The organism is Halovibrio salipaludis (assembly GCF_002286965.1).
In the GTDB taxonomy this organism is placed as follows: Bacteria; Pseudomonadota; Gammaproteobacteria; order Pseudomonadales; family Oleiphilaceae; genus Halospina; species Halospina salipaludis.
In genome coordinates this window covers 951,122-975,242 of sequence record NZ_NSKD01000001.1, presented here as the reverse complement: position 1 = coordinate 975,242, position 24,121 = coordinate 951,122, and the positions used below count along the sequence as shown (strand labels likewise).

At 64.4% G+C, this 24,121-nt stretch carries 20 protein-coding genes; 10 read left to right on the top strand and 10 right to left on the bottom strand.

What is annotated here, in order from left to right; all coding sequences use genetic code 11:
• Positions 1 to 32: 32 nt before the first annotated feature.
• Positions 33 to 764: a Crp/Fnr family transcriptional regulator gene (locus CK501_RS04705; protein ID WP_158223045.1), complete on the bottom strand. Its 732-nt coding sequence runs from the start codon at positions 762 to 764 to the stop codon at positions 33 to 35.
• Between the two features lie 227 nt (positions 765 to 991).
• Here CK501_RS04705 and CK501_RS04700 point away from each other — a divergent pair, with 227 nt between their 5' ends.
• The gene (locus tag CK501_RS04700; protein ID WP_095616536.1) at positions 992 to 1,570 is read left to right on the top strand and encodes a DUF2452 domain-containing protein; all 579 of its coding nucleotides are present in this window, start codon (positions 992 to 994) and stop codon (positions 1,568 to 1,570) included.
• 34 nt (positions 1,571 to 1,604) lie between these two features.
• Here CK501_RS04700 and CK501_RS04695 read toward each other — a convergent pair whose 3' ends face one another.
• A complete protein-coding gene (locus CK501_RS04695; RefSeq protein ID WP_095616535.1) occupies positions 1,605 to 2,873 on the bottom strand; it encodes an MFS transporter in 1,269 nt (422 codons plus the stop codon).
• Positions 2,874 to 3,105: 232 nt separating this feature from the next.
• On the opposite strand from CK501_RS04695, the gene CK501_RS04690 reads away from it, so the two are divergent.
• Entirely contained in the window at positions 3,106 to 4,038 is a 933-nt protein-coding gene (locus tag CK501_RS04690; RefSeq protein WP_095616534.1) for a carbohydrate kinase family protein, read from the top strand.
• 83 nt (positions 4,039 to 4,121) lie between these two features.
• On the opposite strand, the gene CK501_RS04685 is transcribed toward CK501_RS04690, so the two are convergent.
• On the bottom strand, positions 4,122 to 5,078 hold the full coding sequence (locus CK501_RS04685; RefSeq protein ID WP_095616533.1) for a radical SAM protein: 957 nt from the start codon (positions 5,076 to 5,078) through the stop codon (positions 4,122 to 4,124).
• 318 nt (positions 5,079 to 5,396) lie between these two features.
• Here CK501_RS04685 and CK501_RS04680 point away from each other — a divergent pair, with 318 nt between their 5' ends.
• Positions 5,397 to 6,170 carry an enoyl-CoA hydratase gene (locus CK501_RS04680; protein ID WP_095616532.1) on the top strand — a complete coding sequence of 258 codons (774 nt, stop codon included), beginning with the start codon at positions 5,397 to 5,399 and terminating at the stop codon, positions 6,168 to 6,170.
• Positions 6,171 to 6,233: 63 nt separating this feature from the next.
• Here the strand turns inward: CK501_RS04680 and CK501_RS04675 are convergent, their stop codons facing one another.
• On the bottom strand, positions 6,234 to 7,367 hold the full coding sequence (locus tag CK501_RS04675; RefSeq protein WP_095616531.1) for a patatin-like phospholipase family protein: 1,134 nt from the start codon (positions 7,365 to 7,367) through the stop codon (positions 6,234 to 6,236).
• Between the two features lie 245 nt (positions 7,368 to 7,612).
• On the opposite strand from CK501_RS04675, the gene CK501_RS04670 reads away from it, so the two are divergent.
• Positions 7,613 to 7,927, top strand: a complete 315-nt coding sequence (locus CK501_RS04670; protein WP_095616530.1) for a hypothetical protein — start codon at positions 7,613 to 7,615, stop codon at positions 7,925 to 7,927.
• Positions 7,928 to 7,983: 56 nt separating this feature from the next.
• Here CK501_RS04670 and CK501_RS04665 read toward each other — a convergent pair whose 3' ends face one another.
• Both CK501_RS04665 and CK501_RS04660 read right to left on the bottom strand, forming a co-directional pair.
• The gene (locus CK501_RS04665) at positions 7,984 to 8,403 is read right to left on the bottom strand and encodes a hypothetical protein (RefSeq protein WP_095616529.1); all 420 of its coding nucleotides are present in this window, start codon (positions 8,401 to 8,403) and stop codon (positions 7,984 to 7,986) included.
• Between the two features lie 55 nt (positions 8,404 to 8,458).
• Positions 8,459 to 9,193, bottom strand: coding sequence for a hypothetical protein (locus CK501_RS04660; RefSeq protein WP_095616528.1), 735 nt, complete (start codon positions 9,191 to 9,193; stop codon positions 8,459 to 8,461).
• 294 nt (positions 9,194 to 9,487) lie between these two features.
• Here CK501_RS04660 and selD point away from each other — a divergent pair, with 294 nt between their 5' ends.
• Together selD and CK501_RS04650 are read left to right on the top strand one after the other, a co-directional pair.
• The gene (gene selD, locus CK501_RS04655) at positions 9,488 to 11,761 is read left to right on the top strand and encodes a selenide, water dikinase SelD (protein WP_095616527.1); all 2,274 of its coding nucleotides are present in this window, start codon (positions 9,488 to 9,490) and stop codon (positions 11,759 to 11,761) included.
• A gap of 86 nt (positions 11,762 to 11,847) precedes the next feature.
• Entirely contained in the window at positions 11,848 to 12,429 is a 582-nt protein-coding gene (locus CK501_RS04650; protein ID WP_198949380.1) for an exopolysaccharide biosynthesis protein, read from the top strand.
• A 6-nt stretch (positions 12,430 to 12,435) separates the two neighbouring features.
• On the opposite strand, the gene CK501_RS04645 is transcribed toward CK501_RS04650, so the two are convergent.
• From CK501_RS04645 to senB, 3 genes are all read right to left on the bottom strand, one after another.
• Positions 12,436 to 13,179, bottom strand: a complete 744-nt coding sequence (locus CK501_RS04645) for a putative 4-mercaptohistidine N1-methyltransferase (protein WP_095616525.1) — start codon at positions 13,177 to 13,179, stop codon at positions 12,436 to 12,438.
• Between the two features lie 159 nt (positions 13,180 to 13,338).
• Complete coding sequence (senA, locus tag CK501_RS04640) at positions 13,339 to 14,694, bottom strand: selenoneine synthase SenA (protein WP_095616524.1); 1,356 nt, start codon at positions 14,692 to 14,694, stop codon at positions 13,339 to 13,341.
• A gap of 97 nt (positions 14,695 to 14,791) precedes the next feature.
• Positions 14,792 to 15,769 carry a selenoneine biosynthesis selenosugar synthase SenB gene (gene senB, locus CK501_RS04635; RefSeq protein WP_095616523.1) on the bottom strand — a complete coding sequence of 326 codons (978 nt, stop codon included), beginning with the start codon at positions 15,767 to 15,769 and terminating at the stop codon, positions 14,792 to 14,794.
• A gap of 150 nt (positions 15,770 to 15,919) precedes the next feature.
• Here senB and CK501_RS04630 point away from each other — a divergent pair, with 150 nt between their 5' ends.
• From CK501_RS04630 to CK501_RS04615, 4 genes are all read left to right on the top strand, one after another.
• Entirely contained in the window at positions 15,920 to 16,777 is an 858-nt protein-coding gene (locus tag CK501_RS04630) for a putative selenate ABC transporter substrate-binding protein (RefSeq protein ID WP_095616522.1), read from the top strand.
• Entirely contained in the window at positions 16,777 to 17,427 is a 651-nt protein-coding gene (locus CK501_RS04625; RefSeq protein ID WP_095616521.1) for a phosphonate ABC transporter ATP-binding protein, read from the top strand. The genes CK501_RS04630 and CK501_RS04625 overlap by 1 nt, the downstream gene beginning before the upstream one ends.
• Position 17,428: 1 nt before the next feature.
• Positions 17,429 to 18,901, top strand: a complete 1,473-nt coding sequence (locus CK501_RS04620; RefSeq protein WP_095616520.1) for a PhnE/PtxC family ABC transporter permease — start codon at positions 17,429 to 17,431, stop codon at positions 18,899 to 18,901.
• A 73-nt stretch (positions 18,902 to 18,974) separates the two neighbouring features.
• Entirely contained in the window at positions 18,975 to 20,096 is a 1,122-nt protein-coding gene (locus CK501_RS04615; protein WP_095616519.1) for an HD-GYP domain-containing protein, read from the top strand.
• A gap of 3 nt (positions 20,097 to 20,099) precedes the next feature.
• Here the strand turns inward: CK501_RS04615 and CK501_RS04610 are convergent, their stop codons facing one another.
• A complete protein-coding gene (locus tag CK501_RS04610; RefSeq protein WP_095616518.1) occupies positions 20,100 to 24,098 on the bottom strand; it encodes a pilus assembly protein in 3,999 nt (1,332 codons plus the stop codon).
• Between the last annotated feature and the right edge of the window lie 23 nt (positions 24,099 to 24,121).

The following is a 24,121-nucleotide window of genomic DNA, read 5'->3' as shown; positions in this document are numbered from 1 at the left end:
AGCGATCCGGGATTTCGCGAGCAAGCTCGCTCCTACAGGCAGCGCTCTTCCAGTGCCTGGCGGTCCGGGATGAACAGGCGGCCGCGGCGCAGTTCGAACACACCCTCCTCGGCCATGTCCCGCATCAGCCGGGAGAGGGTCTCCGGCTGCATGGCCAGCCGCGTGGCGATCTGGTTCTGGGGCAGGGGCAGCTCCACCTCGATGTTGTAGCGCTGGTTGTCCGGTACGAATTCCAGCAGGTAGCGCATCACCCGCTGCACGCCCCGCCGTACCGTCATCACCTCCAGGTCCCGGAACCTCTGGACCATGCGCGAGGCGTACTGGCGCAGCAGCAGCTGGCTGTAGGCCGGATTCCGTTCGAGGATCGCCCGGAAACGGTCCGTGGGAATGGCCAGCAGCTCCGTCCGGCGCAGGGGTTCGGCGTAGGCCACATAGCGGGCCGGGTCCGCGTAGATCATCACGTCCGCGAACACCTCCCCCGGGCCGTGGCTGTCCAGGGTGCGTTCCTGACCGGTGGTGTCCAGCCGGTACAGGCGCAACCGCCCGCTCACCACATAGAAGAACTCGTAGGCCGGTGAATCCTGCTTGTACAGCACCTGGCCCCGACGCAGTTTGACCAGACGGATGCTTTCCCCGAGATCCTCAAAATCCCGACGCGACAGGCCATTGAACAGCGGATGCTGGCCCAGCAGCGCCATGCCAGAGCCCGGGTTCTGGCACCGCTCATTGTCTTCCCGCGCAAGGGTCTGGATGTCGTCGCTCATGCAGTCATTCATACCAGGGGATCATCGTAAGCTATAACGTTATTTTCCAATATGCACTGTATCAATGGATAAGGGGGTCTGCCTCTTGCCCGGATGGCTGAGCAGGCTATCCCCAAATGGGTAAGCCGCCTCCCTTCAATATAGGAGCAAGTTTGCTCGCGGTATAACCCCGGATCGCTTGCGAGCAAGCTCCTACAGGGTGGCATCTTTGTGGTAAGGTACGCCCCATGCCTGAGAATCCAAACCCCCAGGGCAAGGGTCTGCGCCCGGTACTGGCCTTCCTTGAGGAAAGCCGCGCGCCGGCGCTCATGGCCCAGCCCAAGCAGATCAAACAGATTTCACTGGAGCTGTTCACGTCGCTGTTCGTTCTGGAGAGCGACTTCAAGTTCAAGCCTGTGCGCGGGAACACCTACTGGCTCTACCAGAAGAACGGCCGTTTCTGGCTCTCGCCCATCCACCCGGATGAGTGGAGCGAGGACGTTTACGGCCGCTACATTGGCGAGTGTGAGCTGCACGAGGACATGACCTGGTCGCTGGAGATGTGCGAGGAGGCAGCGGCTGATCCGCAGCTGATGGCCAGCCTTGAGCAGCGCTGGGAATCGTTCGAGGAGGCCATGGAGGAGTCCGAGACAGTGGAGGACGCCCTGCCCCGCTATCAGGGTCAGATGCCGTTCTACCAGCGCGCCTACGCCTTCGCCCTGGCGCATTCCCTGCGCGCGTCCATGCAGGGCTCGGGGATCCAGGCGCTGTCCTACCGCGAGGCCCAGGCGCAGCTGCCGGATGATTCCGGGGCTGATGCGCCGTAACTGATCGCGAGCAAGCTCGCTCCTGCAGGGGCGTTCAGCGGTACCATTCCGGGGGGTCCACCTCCGGGCCGGCGTCTTCCTCCTCATGCGCTCGCGGGTCCAGGTCCACGAGCGTGGGCGCGCTGCGTGTCATCATCCGGAAGGGACTGCGGATGCGCTCGAGGTGGCGGGGCTGCATCAGGGCGGCGATTGCGAGCACGGCGCTGATCACGCCCATATAGATGAAGAGCCCGCCCGGCGGTGTGCGTGCCAGTATCGCCCCGCCGACGATGGGGCTTGTGGCCGCGCCAATACCCCAGAGGAAGATCAGCGCCGCGGATACCCCGACGAAGTTGCCCTCGTCCTGACTGTCGTTCGCCAGTGCCACGGACAGTGGGTACAGGGTGAACACGAACCCGCCCAGCAACGCGGAAAGCCCGACCAGCGGCCAGAGCGGAACACGGCCCGCCGCTGCCATCATGGCAACCGTGACCAGGGTTGTGGCGGCCGCCACCAGAAGGATCAGCGGGCGACGCCCGAAGCGGTCAGAGAAGTGTCCGATCGGCCACTGGAGCGCGACGCCTCCCAGAACCAGGCCCGCCATCAGGGGCGCCACGTCGGAAACCGCCAGGTTCATGCGCAGCGCCGCCAGCGGGATCAGCGTGTAGACCGCGCCACTGAGCAGCCCCGCGCCCAGGCAGGTGATCACCGCCAGGTGCGAGTCCCGCCAGGTCTGGCCCAGTGCCATGCGCGCCTGCTCCAGGGGCTCGGGCGGGTTGCTGGCACGGCTCAGGGCCACGGGCACCAGACACAGGGCAAACAGCACGCCCACAATCATGAACAGTTCCGCCCCCTGCGGGTCTCCCAGGTGCATCAGGAACTGCCCCAGGCCGATGCCACCATAGGTGATGATCTGGTAGGCGGAGAAGACAGTGCCTCTGTTGGAAGGCTCGGCCCGCTCGTTCAGCCAGCTCTCCACCACCATGTAGATGCCGGAGGTGGAGAAGCCGATCAGGATCCGCAGCAGGAACCAGCTCACCCCGCTCACATAGAGCCCCTGCAGCAGGATCGCCACGGTACACAGCGCCGCGAAGATGGCAAAGGCCCGGATGTGGCCGGCCTGGCGGATCACCCAGCCACCTTTCTGGGAGCCGATCACCAGACCAATGTAGTAGGCGGAGAGCACCAGCCCCTTCGCCTGCCCGCTCATATCCTCGAAGCTCAGGCGCACACTGAGCAGCGTGCCCATGAGCCCGACGCCCAGCAGCAGAACGCCGATCGAGAACATCAGCGCGGTGATCGATACCCAGAACTGGCGCTCCATTTCCGGTTACTCCCGTCTCAACAGTGGGTTACGCAATTTTCCTGTTGCAGCCACCCGTTTCCGATTTGAAACAGAGGCCAGACAAAGGTAGCCTGCAAGGCGACCGTGGGGCCGGAAGCCCCAATCATACGACAAACACGCTTCCAGCACGGCCTCACTCCATGACTGACGCCGCATGGCGGTAAACAGCCTGTTTACCCGTGCACCGTTGGCAGAACACAGGAGACTACCTATGACAGCACTGATCTGTGGATCGTTCGCTTACGACACCATCATGACTTTTGATGGCAAGTTCAAGGACCATATCATGCCGGATCGCGTTCACATGCTGAACGTGGCCTTCCTGGTACCGGAGCTGCAGCGCAACTTCGGCGGCACCGCCGGCAACATCGCCTACAACATGAAGCTGCTGGGCGGCGACGGCCTCGCCATGGCCACCGTTGGCGCGGACTTCGGCGGCTACCGCGAGTGGCTCAAGAAGCACGGCATCAACGACAAGTACGTAAAGACCATCGATTCCGAGTACTGCGCCCAGGCGTACATCACCACGGACATGGAAGACAACCAGATCACGGCCTTCCACCCGGGCGCCATGAACCATGCACACACCCAGAGCGTGCCGACCGACGAAGGCATCAAAATGGGCATCGTCGCGCCGGACGGCCGTGACGGGATGATCGAGCACGCACGCCAGTTCGCGGATGCGGGCATTCCCTTCATGTTCGATCCGGGCCAGGGCCTGCCGATGTTCGACGGTAATGACCTGAAGTGGTTCATCGAGAAGGCCACCTGGGTCGCCGTGAACGACTATGAAGCGGGCATGCTGGAAGAGAAGACCGGCCTGAGCCGCGAGCAGATCGGCGAGAAGGTTGAGGCGCTGATCGTGACCCTGGGCGGTGAAGGCTCCGTGATCTACGCCGACGAGGAAGTGCACGTGGAACCGGTCAAGCCGGCGGCCATCAAGGACCCGACGGGTTGCGGCGACGCGTACCGTGCTGCTCTGCTGACCGGCCTGAGCGAAGGCAAGGACTGGAAGACCGCAGGCCGCATGGCGTCCCTGATGGGCTCCATCAAGGTTGCCAGCACCGGCCCGCAGAACCATTCGCTGACGCGTGATGAGTTCGCGAAGCAGTTCAAGGATGCTTTCGGGGTGGCGCTGGACTGAATCCAGCCCTTCTCTTAAGACGTTCGAAAATGCCCAGCCTTGTGCTGGGCATTTTTTGTCTGTAGCAGCGGCTGGCTGGGGGATCAGCCAGAGCAGCTGGCGCCGCCAAGGACGCAGAATTTGGCGCAGTGGGGGTGGTTGAGGGGGACTTCCTGGAAGCTTTCGCTCAGGGTCTGTCCCAGCTCGAACTCGGGCTGGTACGGCAGCAGGGTGCAGGGTACGACCACGGGGTTGTCGGCGCCCTTGCGCTTGATGACCATGCGGCTGGTGGCGCACATCTGGGCATCCGGGGAGACCTGGAGCCTGCTCCAGCAGGCGGTAGTGATTTCCGGCACATCCACCTTCTCGTCCATTTCCGGGAACAGCACCACCTGGTGCGGATCGCGGGCGTCCATGTCGATGCCTTCGCGCTCGAACAGCCGCGCAAAACCGGCGCGCATCTGCTCCTCCGCTTCCCCCGAAAACAGCCGACCGGCGATGTCGAGGTTGAATCCGTGCTCACTGAGCCACTGCATGCCCTGGATCGCCGGATCCCAGGAGCGCTTACCACGCTCCTGCTCGTGCACGTCCTTGCTGTAGTGGTCGATGGAGATGCGCATGGTCAGGCGGTCACCGTACTGCTGATGCACCGCCAGAAGCGGCTCGCTGACCTTCATCATCGGCTTCATGGCATTGGTCAGCACCAGTGCCTCATAGCCCCGCCGCAGCACCTCGTCCAGGATCGGCACCATGTCCGGGTTCATGAACGGCTCACCGCCGGTGAACGCAATGGTCGTCGTCCCGAACCCTTCCCGTTCAATCTCATCCAGATACGCCGCCACCTCGCCCACACTGATGTAGACCAGGCTGTCGTTGCTGGGCGAGGACTCGATGTAACAGTGCTCACAGGTGAGGTTGCACAGGGTGCCGGTGCAGAACCAGAGCGTCTCCAGCTTTTTCAGGTGCACACTCGCCCGCGGCTCACCATCCGCAGTGGTCCACGGATCCCGGAACTTGCGCGGGTCCAGCAGCTTCAGAGGTTGGGCTACGGTCTCTTCCATTATCGATTCCTGTCCTGTTACCGACTTCTCTTGTTTCTGATACGCACCAGACAGCGTGTGGACCATGATGTTACAGAATCAGTGCTGGCCGTTATACTCTGCTTTTCCGTCATCCCGGCTAATGGCAAGCCCTTTGAACACGTGGAAGAAAGGGTATGGGGGAGGGCTTTCAGGGAGGCTCGATGACAGGATGTCATCGCGCCAGCGCCCATGGATGGGTTCACAGCGGTCCCTGAAAGCCCTCCCCCATAGCCTTTCGTAAGCGCCAGATTTCCAGGACAAACGACTCATGCCACAACCGAACCCCAGGAAAAACCAATGACCGACAACATCATCCAGGAAAAAAGCCACCAGATCCTGATCCTGCGCATCAACCGCCCGGACCAGAAAAACGCCCTCACCCACGCCATGTACACCGCCCTGGCGGACGGACTGGCCGAGGCGCACAACGACCCGGACATCCGCGCCATCCTGATCACCGGCAACACCGAATGCTTCACCGCCGGCAACGACCTCTCCGAATTCGCCAACGGCATGCCGGACGAATTCCAGCATACCCCGGTTGGCCGCTTCCTGTTCGGGCTGGCGGAAGCCACCAAACCGGTTGTGGCCGCCGCCAACGGCCCCGCCGTGGGCATCGGCACCACATTGCTGCTGCACTGTGACCTCGCCTGGGCCGGCAGCAACACCACCTTCCGCATGCCCTTCACCAACCTGGGCCTGTGTGCCGAAGGCGCCTCCAGCCTGCTGCTGCCGCGCTGGCTTGGCCGTGCACGTGCCGGGGAACTGCTGCTGCTCGGGCGCCCCTTCGATGCGGAAAAAGCCGAGCGCTACGGCCTGATCAACGGCGTCTGCGACCCCTCCGAAACCGAAACCAACGCCTGGAACGCCTGCCTGGAGCTGGCCGCCCTGCCGCCGGCCGCCCTGCGCGCTACCAAGGAATTGATGAACGCCGCAACAGCGGAAGAGGTCTCCGGGGCCATGACGCGTGAGGGCCAGCGGTTCGCGGAACGTCTGCAGTCGCCGGAAGCCACCGAAGCCTTTACCGCCTTCAGTGAAAAGCGGGCACCGGACTTTTCCCGCTTCAAGTAGGAGCCGCTACAGCGGCGGTTGTCGCGGCCATGAATCATGCTCGGATCGCGGCCGTGGCCGCTCCTACAGGTTGCCGGTGCCGAAGAACTGGGCGATCTCGTCGCTCTGGGCCTGGGCATCCTTGTATCCCAGTTCGATCAGGTCCCGGCAGAACCGGTGATCGAAAAGCAGGTAGCTGCCCAGGCTGGCGCCGGAGACGTTCCCGTCCTCCGGCACCCCCGCCAGGGTTCTCAGAATGGTGGGCAGACCGTCCATGTACTGCTCCGCAATATCCTCCAGCGGCTGGCTGGGTGAGATGTCCAGAAGCTCAATCGGCTTGAGGTCCAGGCCCGCCCCGGTCAGCGCCTCCTGCGGAATCAGCTCGACCAGCCGGTTGATCAGGTCCAGGCGTTCGATGTCGTAATCCAGGGTGTCCAGGAAGAGCCCGTTGAACACATGGCTCATGATCTGCCCGAAGGTTGGCACCGCCGGATGCTCCGGGCGCCTGGGTTCGCTCTGGCTGTTGCCACTGACGCCGATGATGACCACCTTTTCCGCGCCAAGCCGGATTGCCGGGCTGATGTGGGCGATCTGCCGGGTCACGCCATCGCCGAAGTATTCCCGGTTGATGTGCACCGGCTCGAACAGCGTGGGGATCGCGGATGAGGCCATCACGTGATCCAGTGTCAGCTCTGTGCGTGAGCCAGCGCGCTGCCCGTTGCTCCAGCTGGTGACGTCCGTGCTCCCTTCGAAGAAGCACAGGTTGCGACCCGTGGTGTAGCCGCAGGCGTTGAGCCCGAGCGCACGCAGGTGCCCCTGTTCGATGGTCTCGTGGATGGCATCAAAGTCCAGCTCCTTCTCCAGAAGCTGGCGCAGCGGCTCATTGTTCAGCAGGGACAGGCTGTGACGCTGTTCACCGCCCGAGATCAGCTTGCGCGCCACCCGGCTCATGTTGCGCATGATGGCAAAGGACCCGGCATGGTAGACCTGATCCACGCTCAGGTTCGCCCAGATGTTTTCCAGCTGGCTCACGTTGTGCCGGAAGATACTGCCACCCCCGGCCAGCGCCGCCGCGTTGATCGCCCCTGCCGAGGTGCCAACCACCACGTCAAACGGGTAGCCGCTGCCGGGATACATATCCGAGATCGCCCGCAATACGCCCACCTGATAGGCGGCCCGGGCGCCGCCGCCGGTCAGTACCACGCCGGTATGCGTCATCCTGCACTCCTGACTCGGTTACTGTATTACCATCAGCATAGCGGCTCAGCGGGGAAACGTGTTATCAAGGCAACCGTTATGCGGGGGCGGCCTGCGTGTGAGGCGGTCGGATCGCGGCCATGGCCGCTCCTACAGCGGAAGAACATGCTCAGGGTGTAGGAGCTTGCTTGCAAGCGATCCGAGGTCTATCGCGAGCAGAGCTCGCTCCTACAGGGTAGCGATTGCAGGTGGCTGAGGAGTTTGGGATGGGAATAGCACGACAACTGACGGCACTGATCGCAGCCACTGGATTACTGGCGGGCTGCGCCGCCAGTGTCAGCCCGGAGGCGGCGCGGATTGTGGAAGCCCACCCTTCCGAGGTGAAGGGCTGTGAGCCTTTGGGATCTGTCTACGGCAGTTCCTCGGGCTTCCACTGGTCCGAGGGCGAGGCCATGGCCGCCGCCCGCAACCGTGCGCTGGAAAGTGCCGCGAAGCGGGACGCCACCCATGTGGTCTGGCAGCACGATGAGGGAAGCATCACGCCGGAGGTCAGTGGCACCGCCTACCGGTGCGCCCGGTAGTACCGCAGGAGCCTGCTTGCAGGCGATACCAGAGGTCATCGCGAGCAAGCTTGCTCCTACAGGGCGTCTGCCGGCTTGCGGCGGGCACCCATCAGGACCATGAACAGCGCGGTGCCGATGCCCCAGGCACCGTTGAGGATGAGCCCGCCCATCCAGGTGGCCGCGGATACATCCAGCCCCTTGAGCGGGAAGACCACCAGCATGGCGACAGCCGTGGGCAGAACGGCGCCGAACACCAGCGAAACACCCCAGTAGCCCAGCGAGCCCATGTGCCGGACCACCGCCCACAGCGGCAGGCCCCAGAGCCCACCCCAGAACGCCAGCGAAATGACCGCCGGCACGCCCAGGGGCGCCCTTGGCTCCATGTTGTAGGGCGCGGCGGGGACCACCTCGGCGAGATACAGCAGACCAAACACACCCTGGTGGAACACCAGGGTCGCAAGAAACGCAGCCACAAACGACTTGAGCCAGACCATTACCATCCTTCCGGTTTTCGCATACTGCTTTCCAGACTAGCAGTTCCCGCCCGGATTAAAACCGCAGCCGCAGACTTCCGACCAGATTATGGGAGCGCATCGAGAAATTGCTCTTAACGCCGTTGGTGGCCTCCATGCTGATGTCCTCCCAGGAGCGATACCGGTAGGACACTTCCAGATCCAGCACACTGAATGGCTGCCAGACAGCACCGCCGATCAGCTGGTAGCCATAGGTAATGTCACTCTCATCCATCACAACGCCACGCCCCCGTGCGCTGTGCTGATCAAAATTCACCTCCGCCAGACCAAACCCGAAGCCGCCAACCAGTGCCGTGCTGCTGGTCAGACTGAAGTCCCCGATGGCATTGGCAAACCCGAACGCCGCCTCGGACTGACCCGACACATCACTCACCCGGTCGCGGCTGCCCTCCTGCTCGACTTCGCCGGTTTCCTCATCAATCACCGGATCATCATCAACGGCCGGCTCCTCGTTGGTGGTGTCATCAAAGACCATGCTGCTCACGCGATCCCTCTGGAAGCCGAGCTCAAGTTCCGTCCGGCCATTGAAGGTGCTACTGCCCTCGGACGCCCGCCCGATACTCACCGAGACCGTCTCACCCCCTTCATAGGAGCCGATCACCCGGGTGTCCCCGCCGTCACCATAGGCGAAGCGCGTGTCCCGGAAATCGGAATAGCCACCGTTCACACCGATGTAGTAACTTTGCGCCTGCAGTGGTGTCGCCAGCACCAGCAGGATCAGCACAGCCACCGCGGAAAAGGCCTGCCTCATGCGATATCTCTCCCTGTCGCTGTATCGCGAAGGGCATTGATACCATAGCGCGCCGGGTGATTCCGTGGCGCTTTTAACAGTGCCAGGAATCAGGTTGCGAACTTCAGGCACTTACCTTACGTAAATAACGGCCGGATCCCTGCTGCAAGGTGGTAGCGGGGGTTCCTTCACGGGAAGCTCTGGAGCCAGGGATGGCGGAAGAGCAGCCTACAGGGACGTACTTGTGGCGATTCCCGTGAAGGAACCCCCGCTGGCACCGCCCCGGACCAAAAGCAATCCACAGATGAGGCACCAATGGACCAACCAGACCAGCCAGTACTCCGCGACATCGTCCTCATCGGCGGTGGCCACAGCCACGTGGGCGTACTGCGCAACTTCGCCATGAACCCCATCCCGGGCGTGCGCCTCAACCTCATCTGCCGCGACACCCACACCCCCTACTCCGGCATGCTCCCCGGCTACATCGCCGGCCACTACAGCTACGACGACGTCCACATCGACCTCAGCCGCCTGGCCGAGTTCGCCGGTGCCCGCTTCTACCGCAGCGAAGCCATCGACATCGACCGCACCAACCAGCGCGTCATCTGCCGCGACCGCCCGTCCATCCCCTACGACCTGCTCTCCATCAACATCGGCTCCACCCCGCGCGTGGACCAGGTGGCCGGGGCCGAGGACCACAGCGTGCCGGTCAAACCCATCAACCGGTTCAACAACCGCTGGCAATCGCTGCTGGAGCGCATGGAGAATCACCAGGGCGAACTCAATGTGGCCGTCGTGGGCGGGGGTGCCGGCGGCGTGGAACTGACGCTGGCCATGCAGTACCGCCTGCGCAATGAACTCAGCGCCATGGGCAGGGACCCCGAGGCCGCCCGGTTTCACCTGTTCAACGCCTCCGAGCAGCTCCTGCCCACGCACAACGGTGGGGTTCGGCGCCGTTTCGAGTCCGTTCTGCAGGAAAGAGGCGTGAACGTTCACGAAAAAACGCGGATCAATCAGGTCAACGACCGCCAGCTGGTTGCCTCCAGCGGCGAGACCTTCGAGGCGGATGAAGTCCTCTGGGTCACCCAGGCCGGCGGCGCGGAATGGCTGACCGGCACAGGGCTGGAACTGGACGAGGGTGGCTTCATCAAGGTGAGGGATACCCTGCAGACCGTTACCGACCCCAACATCTTTGCGGCCGGCGACATCGCCACCATGATCAACCACCCGCGCGAGAAGGCCGGCGTTTTTGCCGTACGCCAGGGCAAGCCGCTGGCGGAGAACCTGCGCCGGGCCGTGCACGGCAAGACACTGAAGGACTACCACCCGCAGAAACAGTGGCTAGCCCTGATCAGCACCGGGGACCAGTATGCCGTGGCCTCGCGCGGGCCCATCGGGTTCGCCGGAGAGTGGGTATGGCGCTGGAAGGACTGGATCGACCGGCGTTTCATGGCGAAGTTCAACAACCTCCCGGCCATGAGCGAGGACAGCAAGGACGACCCCACTTCGGGTATTGCCCTGAGCAGTGAGGAAGCCCAGCAGGCCATCTCCGCCGTGGCCATGCGCTGCGGCGGCTGCGGCGCCAAGGTGGGCAGCACCGTGCTCTCACGGGCGCTGAACAGCCTCCAGCCCATCGAGCGGGACGACGTCCTGGTGGGCCTGCACGCCCCGGACGACGCCGCCGTGGTGCGGGTGCCGGAGGGCATGGCCATGGTGCACACCGTGGATTTCTTCCGCGCCTTCATCGATGACCCCTACATCTTCGGCCAGGTCGCCGCCAACCACAGCCTTGGCGATCTCTTCGCCATGGGCGCCGAGGCCCAGAGCGCCACCGCCGTGGCGACCGTGCCCTACGGGCTGGAATCCAAGGTGGAGGATGTGGTCTACCAGATGATGGCCGGCGCCGTGGAAACCCTGAACGAGGCCGGCTGCGCCCTGGTCGGTGGCCACACCGGCGAAGGCAAGGAACTGGCACTGGGCTTTGCGGCCAACGGCTACATTGACCCGGACACCGTCATGAGCAAGGGCGGCATGAAGCCCGGGGACGTGCTGATCCTGACCAAGCCCGTCGGCACCGGCACCCTGTTCGCCGCCCATCCGCGCCTGGAGGCCAGGGGACGCTGGATCGACGCGGCCCTGGCCTCCATGCGGGTCTCCAACCAGAAGGCGGCCCGCTGCATCCATGAACACGGTGCCCAGGCCTGCACCGATGTGACCGGCTTCGGCCTGCTCGGCCACCTGGTGGAAATGACCCGCCCCTCGGGCGTGGACGCGGAGCTGGACCTGAGCGCCATACCGGTGCTGCCCGGCGCCGAGGAAACCGCCGCCTCCGGCATCCTCAGCTCACTGCAGCCGGCCAACGTGCGCCTGCGCCGCGCCATCCGCAACCAGGAGGAGGTGGTGAACCATCCCCGCTACCCGCTGGCCTTCGATCCGCAGACTGCCGGTGGCCTGCTGGCGAGCGTACCCGCGGCGAACGCGGAAGCCTGCGTTGCCGAACTCAGAGCCCTGGGCTATCCGGAGACGGCCATCATCGGCCGGGTAAAGGAACAGGGCGAGGCGCTGGAGCCGATCCTTCTCAACCCCTGATGGCTGTTAATGGAACACTCATGCTGCAGCCATCCAAAACGTGTAGGATTTCCGCATAGTCACTGGGGTGGAGCACGGTTGCCAGCATGAGCCAATCGATGGGGATCACGGATGTCCTCCTGAGGGTCCGTGCGCAGACGGACACGGAACAGGTGCCGGTGGACACGCTCATCACCGCCCTGGAATCCCGCGGCTTCGGGCCACTGCTGCTGGCCCCGGCACTGCTCGCGCTCCTGCCCACCGGCGCGATACCGGGCGTACCCAGCGTCTGCGGCATCCTGATCTTCCTGATCGCCATCCAGGGCAGCCTGGGCCGGCGTTCCCCGTGGGTCCCCCGGCGCCTGCGCGAGCTCAGCATCCACAGGCAGAACCTGATCCGGGCCATTGACCGTGCCCAGCCCGTGACACGCCGTATCGACCGCCTGTTCTCGCACCGCCTGTCACTGCTCACCCACCCCTGGGCCAACAGCCTGATCTTCCTGGCCTGCGCGGTTTCCGGACTGACCATGATCCCGCTGGAACTGATCCCGTTTGCAGCCGCCGCGCCCGCACTGGCGATCACGCTGGCGGCCATCGGCATCAGCACCCGGGACGGGCTCGTCATCCTCGGGGCCGGCCTCGCGGCCGCCGGGGCCCTCTACCTTCTGGTTACGAACTGGCCCTTCTGAGCGGACTCAGTCCACCCGCTCCCAGACAGTCAGCTGGGCCAGGGTATGCTGGTGCTTGCGCCGCGTCTCGCGGATCACGAAGGGTACGTCCTCCGGCTCGGCGGCCAGCCGCATGCCGGGTTCCAGGTGGGCCCGCATGCCATCCAGCACCGTCACCGGCTCACCATCGGCCCCGTAATAACCACCGATCCAGTTCGCGCACGGTGTGAACTCGGGGAGCAGTGTGTAGGGAGAAGTCACCACCAGTAGGCCGCCGGGATTGAGGCGCTCCCGCAGCCCGCCCAGGAAGGGGCCGGGGTTGGGCATGCGGTCGATGAGGTTGCCGGCGAAGATCAGATCGTAACCGCTGTACTCCGGCCCCAGGTTGCCCGCATCACCCTCTTCGAAAGACACCCGGCTGGCCTCCTCGGTCAGCCCCATGGAGGCAAGAGAAGCCGTCTCGCTGTGCCCGATCTCGCCTTCATCAACCAGCCGGTAGCTCAGCTCCCCATCCCGGCACAGCCGCTCCGCCGCATCAATGAACCGGTGCGAGAGATCCATGCCCAGAACATGCCCAAAACCCCTGGCCAGCTCCAGGGTACTGCGCCCGGTGGCACACCCCAGATCCAGGGCCCGTTCGCCCCGGGGTTTGGCTTGCAGGCAGCGCTCGGCACAGGCTTTCGGGAAGTTCGGTACGCCGAAGTGCTCGGGGCCGTAGTGGAAGTCCATGTACTGGCCCAACTGCTCATCAGACTCATAGAAGTCGGTCATAGAAAAAGGTCTCGTACACCATGAAGGTCTGAAAGCAGGTGGTCGGGTAGTGTTTTACGGGAAGCTCGGTCGCCAGGGATGGCGACCGCGCAGCGTCCATGGATGGATTCATAGCGATTCCCGTAAAACACTACCCGAGCGCCTGCCCCGAACCAGTTCTCAGTCCTGAGACAACGCACAGGTCCGGAACCCGGTATAAACATCACACCGATCCGGATGGTAAGCCTGCCGGTAAGTCCCGCGAATCAGCATCGACGACGCCGCACACCCGCCGCCCTTGGTGGTCTTGTGCGTACCGAACTGCAGCGTCGACATGAACGGGTACATGTCCACGGAAAACCCGTCATAAGGGAAGAACTGGTTGCTCGTCCACTCCCAGGCCGTGCCCAGCATCTGCCGGCACCCGAAGGGGCTCTCGCCCTGGGCGAACGCCGTCACCGGCACGCGCCCCATGTAGCGCTGATCCATGTCCAGCTTCGCCGGATCCATCTCGTTGCCCCAGGGATAACGCCGGCGCGCCTCGCCCGGCCTGTTGGCCAGGGCCGCCACTTCCCATTCGTACTCGGTGGGCAACCGCCGCCCAGCCCAGTTGCAGAAGGCCTCCGCTTCCCAGTAACTGACCTGCTTCACCGGGTGCCCCGGCTCCAGCGGCAGCCACTGGTCAAAGACGCGCTCGTACCAGCGGCCATCGCGCTTGCGCCAGTGGAACGGCTGCGTCTGGGTGCCCATCAGCGGCGGCTCGCCAGTGCCGAAGTTCAGGTTGATCTCACGCTCCAGCCACTTGCGTCCCCCCTGGCTCCAGAACTCGGGGCGCTCGTAACCGCCCTCTTCCACGAACTTCTGGAACTCACCGTTCGTGACCAGGGTCCGGGAGATGCTGAATTCCGGAAGGTCCACCTCGAAGGCCGGTTTTTCGTTGTCGAACCCGAAGTCCTCGGTGGCGTAGGCATCGGTCTCACGGTTGCCGGGCAGGCCAATGAGATAGCGCCCTGCCGGAATGGTCGTGTCACCGCGCGCCTCCTGATCCACGCCCTCGCCGGTGAAGCCCTGGGGCTCCGCGAACGGCGGGGCCGGGTAGCCCACGGTCTGGCGGCACCAGGTCATGGACTCCACGTGCATGTTCTGGTGGTAGATGGCGTAACGGTACAGGTACAGCGCCTCGTCCGTGAGCGACTCGTTGCGGATGCGGTCTTCCATGCGCTGGATGATGGTGTCCATGTAGGTGAGGGTGTCATCACGCGAGGGGAACAGCGTCTTCGACCAGCGGTCCTCGTGATCCATATGGAAGGAGTCCCAGAGTTCGTCCATGGACGGATCATAGCTGGGCGTGCCGTCCAGCCAGTTGAGCACGAACACCTCGTAGAAGAAGGTGGAGTGGCCCATCTCCCAGACCGGGGGGTTCACGCCCGGGTGATAGGGCACGCTGAGCTGGTCCTCGCGCAGGCTGCAGACCAGATCCTTCACGCGGTCACGGGTCTGGTGGAGGGCATGGATCAGGCTTTCGCGGTCGTTCATCACGCAGGTTCTCCGTCGCTGTGCGTCGTCTGCAGGAGCGAGCTTGCCCGCGATGGTCGCAGGGATCGCTTGCGAGCAAGCTCCTACAGGGGATGTGTTACGTATCCGTTTTACCGTAGGGGTGCAGCACGGCGTTGACCACCCGTTCCAGGGCGGCCTGTTCAGCTTCCGGGCGGAACAGCGGGGCGCGGTTGTCCACACCGGCGCGCAGAGCCTCCAGAAACGCCGGCTCGCGTTCAGCGCGCAGCAACTGCCTGCGCAGGGCACCCGTGTCCTCCACCGGATAGTAACCGGGATAGTCCGGGCCAAGCAGCCCCACATTGCCGGGAATATCCGAGGCAATCACCGGCAGGCCCGCCACGCAGGCCTCGGAGACCACGTTGGCGCCGCCTTCCATCACCGAGCTGATCACCATCAGCCGCGCCTTGGCCATGTGCCGGCGCACCTGCCAGCGGGGCAGCTCGCCCTTCCAGTCAAAGCGCGGGTTCTCCCGCGCCTCCTGTTCCGCCAGCGCCTGCCACTGCTCATTATGCGCCCGGCCCAGCTGGATGACATTGGGCCGGGACTCCGCCGGCAGCTCGCGGGCTGCCCGGGCCGCGCGCAGGGAGTCCTTCTCGTCCCGCAGGTGGCCAATGACCACCACATCGAACCGGGACTGTACCGGAGGCTGGCGCCGGGGCAGCGGCTGGGCCGATTGAAAGATCGTATGCAGGCGATTATGGAATTCTTTCGGAATATCATCCGCCACCCGCTCATGCAGCCCGATCAGGGCATCCGCCTCCGTCATGCTGTAACGGGTGGCCTCCGGGTGCGTCTGCTGGAAGCGGTAGATATCCGTGCCGGTGAGCGCCACAATCAGGGGCCCCGTGGGAGCATGCGCCCGGTACTGGCGCACCGACTCGCTACTGCGCCAGGCGTGCAGCGCCACCAGCAGGTCCGTGGGTTCGGCATCGTATTCCGTTATAATGCGTGGCCGGTGGCCCGCAGCGCGCAGCAGGTGCGCCCAGCGCTCGGCGGTCGCCCGATTGCCCGCGCGGCTCCCGCGCGGGGCGGGGGTGATGAGCGTGATGTGCAACGGGTTCAACCTCCTGCTGCAGGAGCTTTTCGCAAGCGATGCCCGAGACCATCGCGAGCAGGCTCGCTCCTACAGAATGAACGCGGGCATTGCCCCGGGCGTATGAATGTACGTTACCTGCGACACGACAGTAATCAAGGAGACAGAACAATGCGATGGATAACCGGCCTGCTTGCCGCCCTGATGATGGCGGCGCCAGCGATGGCGGAATCGACTCTCTATTTCACGGCCATCCCGGATGAGGATGAAACCAGCCTGGAAGAGCGTTTCTCGAAGGTTGCCGACTATCTGGAGAATGAGCTGGATGTGCCGGTCCAGTTCATCCCGGTGAAATCCTATGCGGCCTCGGTAACGACCTTCCGCAACAACCAGGTGCAGCTGGCCTGGTTCGGGGGGCTGTCCGGGGTTCGTGCCCGTCAGGCCGTACCCGGGTCAGAAGCCATTGCCCAGGGTGCTGAGGACCAGGAATTCCGCAGCTATTTCATCGCCCACGAAAGCACCGGCATCGAGCCGACTGAGGGTAAACTCCCCGAGGCCCTGAAGGGCAAGACCCTGACATTCGGTTCAAGGGGCTCCACATCCGGGCGACTCATGCCCGAGCACTACATCCGTGAGCGCTTCGGCTCTGCCCCCGGCGAGGTATTCAGCCGCGTCGGCTTCAGTGGCAACCACACCCGCACCGCCAAGCTGGTGGAATCCGGCGCCTACCAGGTCGGCGTGCTGAACTACACCGTCTGGGACAAGATGGTCGAGAACAACGAGATCGACACGGACCAGGTGCAGATCATCTGGACCTCGCCCACTTACCCGGACTACCAGTGGACCATCCGCGGTGACGTCAACGAACGTTTCGGTGACGGCTTCAAGGAGCGTGTCCAGCAGGCACTGCTGAACATGGAGAACCCTGAGCTTCTGGAAAGCTTCCCGCGCTCCTCGTTCATCCCCGCCAGCAACGACGATTACGAGACGATCAAGCGAGTTGGCGAGGAAACGGGCCTGCTTGACTGATGGCAGGACTGGACGTCAGCAATCTCTCGGCGAGTTATGGCGGCGAGCGGGTCCTGGGCCCGCTCACGCTCAGTCTGGCGCCCGGCCAGCGGGTAGCGCTGGTAGGGCGCAGTGGCGCCGGGAAGTCGACGCTGCTGAGCCTGCTGTATGACGAGGCGGGGCCGAAAACGGCCTTCCTGCCACAGGAGCTGGGTCTGGTGGATACCCTCTCGGTGTTCCACAACGTCTACATGGGGCAGCTGGACCGCCATTCCATCTTCTACAGCCTGCTGAACCTGTTGCTGCCACTGAGAAAACCCCGGCAGGAGGTGCACGCGATCCTGGAGACGCTGGGACTGGCGGACAAGCTGCGCGAACCGGCCGGCGAACTCTCCGGAGGCCAGCGCCAGCGTACCGCCGTAGCGCGGGCACTCTACCAGCAGGGTGACATGCTGCTGGCGGACGAGCCGGTATCCGCGCTGGATGGCCCCCTGGCCCGCCGCGTCATGGACGCGCTGACACAGGACTACCCCACCTCGGTCATCGCGTTGCACGATGTGGACCTGGCACTGGCGTATTCGGACCGTGTGATCGGTATCCAGGACGGCCACATCGCGCTGGATGAGCCCAGCAGCCGCCTGACCACCGCCGATCTGCAGCCACTGTACTGACATGCTTCGATCCCGAACCGGCGTCGTCACGCTCACCTTCATCGGCATCGCCCTGGCCTGCCTGCCCTTCGCGGACCTGGCGGTCACCACCCTGAACCCTTGGCAGGAGCTCCAGCGACTGCTCAAGGGGCTGCTGACACCGGATCTGACGGCGACGGACGCGCTGCTGACCGCCTTCACGCGGACCATTGCCTACGCCTTCACGGGCGTCGCACTCGGCGCCGTTGCGGGCTTCTTCCTCACGACCCTGTTCAGTTCACGCCTGATCCGGGTCTTCTGTGCCTTTATCCGCTCCATCCATGAGATCTTCTGGGCGCTGATCTTTCTTCAGTGCCTCGGGATTCACCCGCTTTCGGGCGTTCTGGCCATTGCCATCCCCTTCGCGGGCATCTTCGCCAAGGTGTACTCGGAGATCATCGACGAGGCCGACCCGCTGCCGGCGCGCGCCATCCCGAAAGGCAGCGGCCGTATGGCGCGCTACCTGTTCACCCAGGTGCCCGAGGCCTGGCCGCACCTGCGGACCTACACGGCCTACCGGCTGGAGTGCGGGCTGCGCTCCTCGGCGATCCTCGGGTTCATCGGGCTGCCCACACTGGGATTCCACCTCGAGGCCGCCTTTGCCCAGGGGTTCTACTCCCAGGTGGGTGCGCTGCTGCTGGTGTTCTACGTGCTGATCGCCACCATGCGGCTCTGGCTCCGGCCACGCCTGGTGCCGGTCTACCTGGTGGCAGCGCCCTTCTTCCTGGGCGAGGGAATGCCCATCATGTGGGGGAACGTGACGCGTTTCTTCACCGAGGACATCGTGCCCCACCCGCTGCGCAACGGCGAGGGCTGGGAGGGGTTCCAGCCCTGGCTGATGGACATACTGGCCAACCAGGCCCTGCCCGGCATCTGGAACACGCTGCTGCTGACCCAGATGGCGCTGGTGGCCACCGGAGTTCTGGCGCTGCTGGCCTTCCCGCTGATCGCCACCCACTTCGGCGGCCCGGTGCGGCGCACCAGCGGCCATGTGCTGCTGGTCATTGCCCGTTCCACGCCCGAGTACATGCTGGCCTACATCCTGCTCCAGCTCTGGGGCCCGTCCATGCTGCCGGCAGTGGTGGCGCTGGCCCTGCACAACGGTGGCATCATCGGCCACCTGGTCGGGCGCATGAGCGATGAGGTGCCCCTGCGCAAGGGGGCGCCCACCGGCTTCAACCGCTATGCCTGGGAGCTGGTGCCCCGGGTCTACCCGCCCTTCCTGGCGTTCCTGTTCTACCGCTGGGAGATCATCATGCGCGAGACGGCCATCCTGGGCATTCTCGGCATCACCACACTGGGCTTCTACGTGGAAGGGGCGATCCAGGAGATCCGTTTTGACCGGGCCATGGTGCTGATCCTGATCACGGCCCTGCTCAACATCGGGGTGGATGCCCTGTCACGCCGGATCCGGGCTTGGCTGAGACTGAGAACCCGGCCAACCTGTGAGGCGTGATTCCAGCGCCGGTCTGTGCTTTATTGCCTCTGTGCTTTATTGTCACACCTGACGTATTCCGACGAGGTATTCGATGTCCGATCTGGTACGGCTCGCTCCGGGGCTGCTAACCGTGGGTAAGCCACTGCCCTGGCCGGTCTATGACGAGACCGGCAACCTGCTGGTGGCCCAGGGGTATGTCATCCAGAACGAATGGCAGCTTGAGCGGCTCTATGAACGGGGCATGTACGAGCCGCCCCAGCGCCAGGCGGAGAAGCGCCAGAAGAACGATACCACGCCACGCTTCAGCCCCTTCGCCGAGTATTCGATCCTGCTCTACGAACTGGAGCAGACCCTGGAGCGGATCATGAACGCGGACGCCCGCGCCAGTGAGCGCCTGGAACACCTGGCCCGGCGCATCCAGAGCCTGTGCCAGCAGGACGCGGACGCCTGCATCGGCCTGGTGCACGTCTATGCGGTGGAGCCCACGGCCTATGAGCAGACCCTGTTCTACGCCATCATCTGCTGGCTGGCGGCCTACCACTTCGAACTGGACGACACCCGGACCCTGCTGCTGCTTCAGGCCGCGCTGAGCGCGAACATCACCCTGCTGCCGTACCTGGACAAGCTCAACAACTCCAACCGGAAACTGACCGACGAGCAGCGCCGGGTGATCGAGAAACACCCGGAGCTCAGTGCCAGCGCCCTGCGCAAGGCCGGCATCAACCAGGAGGTGCTGATACGGATCGTGGAGCAGCACCATGAGCGTTTTGATGGAACGGGTTACCCGCAGGGCCTGAGCGGCAGCGAGCTTCTGGTGGAGGCCAAGGTGCTGTCCCTGGCGGAGCGCTATACCGCCATGATCACCAAGCGCGCCTACCGCAACCGCTACCGGGCGGACCACGCCATGGATGAGATCCTGGAATCCATGGCGGAGGACCCCCACCAGATTGTCTATGAGGCGGTGTTCCACCAGCTCACCCCCTACCCGCCGGGCGTGCTGGTGCAGCTGGCCAATGGTGAGACAGGGCTGGTCACCCACAGGCGCCGCAGCCCGCGCTCACCCATTGCCCAGGCGGTGTTCAACGCCCAGGGCAAGCGTTATCTGGGGCCACTGCGGCGCGATACCAGCGTGGAGGAGTACCGCGTCCAAAGCACCCTGGTACCGGACATGCTGCCGTCACTGAACCTGGCCCTGCTCTGGGGCTACGGCTGAGGCTCAGCGCGGGCGGACCAGCTCCTGCCAGCCCAGCCGGCCACGCCGAATGGCGGGTTCGCTGGTCCGGGTGACCCGGGTCTCCTCATCCTTTTCCTGGTCCGTGGCGTTATCCACCTGCACGTCCAGCAGGTCACTGCCACCGCTGAGCAGGCCGTCATCATGCTCGGTGCCCGCGTTGGGCTCTTCCTCGAGCTCGCCGTCATTGTCCTCATCCACGTTCGGCTCGTCCGGGTTGGAGCCGTCCAGGTCCACGAACATGCGGAAGCTGCTGCCACCGGCCGAGCAGGGATCCGTCTCCGGTATGGTGGTGTTGAACCGCAGCTGACCATTGCGCAGCCTGGGCCGCTCCACCACCCGTTCACCGATGCGGGTATCAAAGTCAAAGTACCAGCCGTGGTCGTCGGTGGGGTTGCGGCCCCAGCCCACGTCATCGCCGCTGAGGCTGCGGGTCCGGGTCTGCCCGGCGACGGATTCGGTCAGATCCTGGGCCTGCAGCTGATCCCTGCTGATTCCCGTGCCACCATGGTCCCAGACCCCGTAGAAGGACTGGGTGGTGGTGTCGCCCAGATCGCCGGTACTCAGGTACTGGCCGGTGCCGAAGAACACCAGCAGGTTCGGGGCATTGCTGTCCTCATCCGGCACAAAGCGGTTGCCGGTCACCGTTACGCCGGTAGTGATCGGCTGGCCTCCCGGGGCGCGGAACAGGGGCTCGTCTTTGGCAACCCAGCTGCCACTGTTCTCCACCAGCACCCAGATGCGGCCCTCGCGGTCGCTGGCATAGAGCCGGTCCGGTACCCGGTCACGGTCGGTATCAACCGGTGTCACATCCGAGGTCACGCCCGGCAGTCCATCGCCGCCGGTCTCGATGAAGCGGTAATCCGTGCCCTCGCTCCATTCGCCGTCCAGCCCCCCTTCCAGGCGCAGCATGAAGACGCCGGACCGGCCACTGGGCGCGTTATAGCCATTGCCGAATACCGCCACCCACTCGTGGCCGTCATCCCAGGGCATGAGCACGATGTTCACGGGCTTGTTCAGGGTCCCCAGGTCCTGATGCTGGAACTCCCACAGGAGCAGGTCCTCAGGCGAGTCGGAACTGGCCACATCGGGATCCGTGACATCCAGTGCGAACAGACCCCGGCCACCGGTGCGCATGCCGCCCACCAGCACCGAGTGCCATTCACTGCCGGCATCCGGATCCGTCTGGATGTGGGCATCGGAGACCGCCGGTGCCAGATCCACACTGTAGCGGTGCTGGTATTCCGGTGACGTGAAATAGCTGAAACCGCGGCTTTCGGCCCCATCAAAGGCGAAGGACGGAATATAGGCGAAACGCTCACCGCCGCCGGACTCGTCCGGCGTGCCATCAAAGGCGTGCAGCATGCCGTCATTGGCACCCGCGTAGATGGTCCGCTCCCGGTCCCGCTGGTCAGCCAGGTAATCCGAGTAGCGGTCATCCGCTGTGCCGTAGGGCGCCTCGTCCGGCCACCCCATGGCAGGCCGGCCCACATGGACCGGATTCGAGTGGACAATATCGCCCAGACGACCGCCGCGCTCGCGGAACCGTTCACCCTCAAGGCTGCGCCGGCCCGCCAGGTACGCAATGCGATCCTCGGCGGTGGCTTCGCCGGCTTTCAGGTCATCCCGCGCCTCATCGGGCAGCTGATCAAGATTGCCCGGCTCAAACGCCACGGGCTCCCCGTCGGCACCGGCCGTGAGGATGGTGCGTGGGTTGCTCTGGAGATCGCGTTCATCCAGGACCGTGCCCGCATCCCACAGGACTTCCCCCAGGACCTGGTCCTGCGGGTCATCACTGTCGGTCGCGGTGAGATCCGCGCGCCGGGCGGTCAGTCGCCCTTCCCAGTCACGGGGGTTGAAGGAGGCGCTGTAGACCAGTCCTTCGCGCTGCGAGATCTCAACCACCTCGGGCGTTGCGGCGGACTCCCAGGCGTTGAGAGTGCTCGGGCGGTTGAGGGCATTGTTGAGCGAAGAGGCGGCGTTCACGGCATCATCCGCACTGAACAGCTCCCCGAAACCATTGACCGCAGCGTGATAGAGATCATCCCGCTGGGCGGCGCTGCCGGGGTTGTCACCCGGGCGATCCGTGGAGACCGGCCACCACTGGGGCGGCTGTTGGTGCGCATTCCTGCGCCGCTCATAGCCATCGTCCGTGCCGGGCATCGGCCAGCCCCAGACATTGGCGCCCTGGTGGCCGGTGGTCACCCCGAAGGTGTTGAGGTGGAGGTCGCGGTTGCAGTCCAGCCAGCCCGCGGGGTTACGCTCACTGCAGGCATCGGGAACCGGTACATTGCCGTCTTCCAGGCCGGGGACCTCAAGCTCGTCGTAATAGTTCCAGGCAACGTCGGCCAGGGTTCCCCTGGCCCCGTCGGAAAAGGGCTCACCGGCGCCGCCATCGGCATTGCCCACGGCACTGACCGTGCCATCGGTGCTGTAGCCGTCCGAATACAGGCCCGCGATGTTCTGCTGGCAGGAGGCGGTCACAGGGGCATTGTCGTCGCTGCGCTCAAACTGCTCCCCGACGTGATTGAGGGTGCTGCGCAGGGGCGCTGTCCGCTCATCCGTAGCGCCGTTATAACCCGTGTAGATCTGCGCCAGGAACTGGTCCAGCCCGCCGTCCCCGGAACGGTCCTGCAGGTCGTACAGGGGCAGATCCCCGGAGGCGCTGTTGGTGAGCACCGGCATCCCACGCAGGTTGTCCACCCGCACCGCCGTCTCCCCCAGTGCCGCTCTCAGGGACTGGTGGCGGCGCCGGTGGTAGGTGAACCAGTTGGCGAAGTTCTGGAGCTCTTCCTCGTAGGTGCGGCCGTAGCGTTCCTGCACAAAGTCCCGGACGGCATCCGGATCGCTCAGATTCACCCGCCGCAGGCAGGTGCCGTCAGGCGCCAGGGCCCCGGGGAACTGGTTGCCCTGCGCGTCCTCGAACCGCAGTGCCTCCTGATCAAAGTTCTCAATGAACTCAACAAAGTCATCACTCTGCCGGCTGCCGCACTGCCCTTCTCCGAGAACACCGAAAAGGTCGCCCTCCCAGCGGTAGGAGCCGGTCTTCTGGGGCACGTAGTAACTCGCCTGCACATGCGGCATACAGACGCTGTTCTGGTTGAACAGGGTCTCTTCGCCCACAACGGTGCCGAAGTCATTGCGGAATTCATCAATCTCACAGGCACTCCGGTCAAGGAATGTCGAGCCGGGACTGAGGCCCAGCGTGCTCTCCTTGATCGAGGAACCCGCCGAGTCCAGAACCCCCTTGACCGCATCACGCAGCTCACCGGATACCGTGAAGGGCCGATACTGCACATCGAGCATGGGCCGGTCCGCCTCACAGTCGGTGAACCAGGAGGTCAGGAAGCACTCCACATCACTGAGGAAATCAGCGCCATCCCTGAGCCAGTTGGCGAAACCGCTGTCTGAGCGCATCTCGCTCATCCGTTGCCCATACAGCGGGTCCAGCTTCGGGTCGCTGGTGCTGGCCGGGGGCATTGTGTGCATTCCGTCCGGAACAGGGTAGGGCCAGGGCTCGTAATCCACCCCGGGGTTGTAGAACTGGGGGTTCCAGGCTGCGGAGCGCAGGAAGCCGAACTTCGCCAGTGGAGGCACGACGTGGATTTCCGGATTGATGCGGCGGCCGTCGTAGGTGTCGGCCAGGCCCGGCTCGAACAGGTAACCATAGCGGATGTCGCGGAGCAGCGGCTGGGCGATCGACTCGAACAGATTCACATCGCTGCCGTCCAGAAGCTCCCCCAGCCAGCGGCTGAAGCCATCCCTCTCCAGGGCCCCCTGCCGGGTGCCGGGAACCTGCAGCTCAAAATCCGCACTGGCGGAATCATCCAGCACAAACGCCATGCTGTCCGCCGCTGGTTCATTCAGGAACAGCGGTGACTGGGCAAAGCCACTGTTTTCCGCCCCCACTGCCACCAACGGAACCAGCAGACTGACTCCGAGCAGATACGTCAGGATTCTGTCGCGTACTGCGGTTACCGCCATGATTACCTGCTCCTGCCCATTGT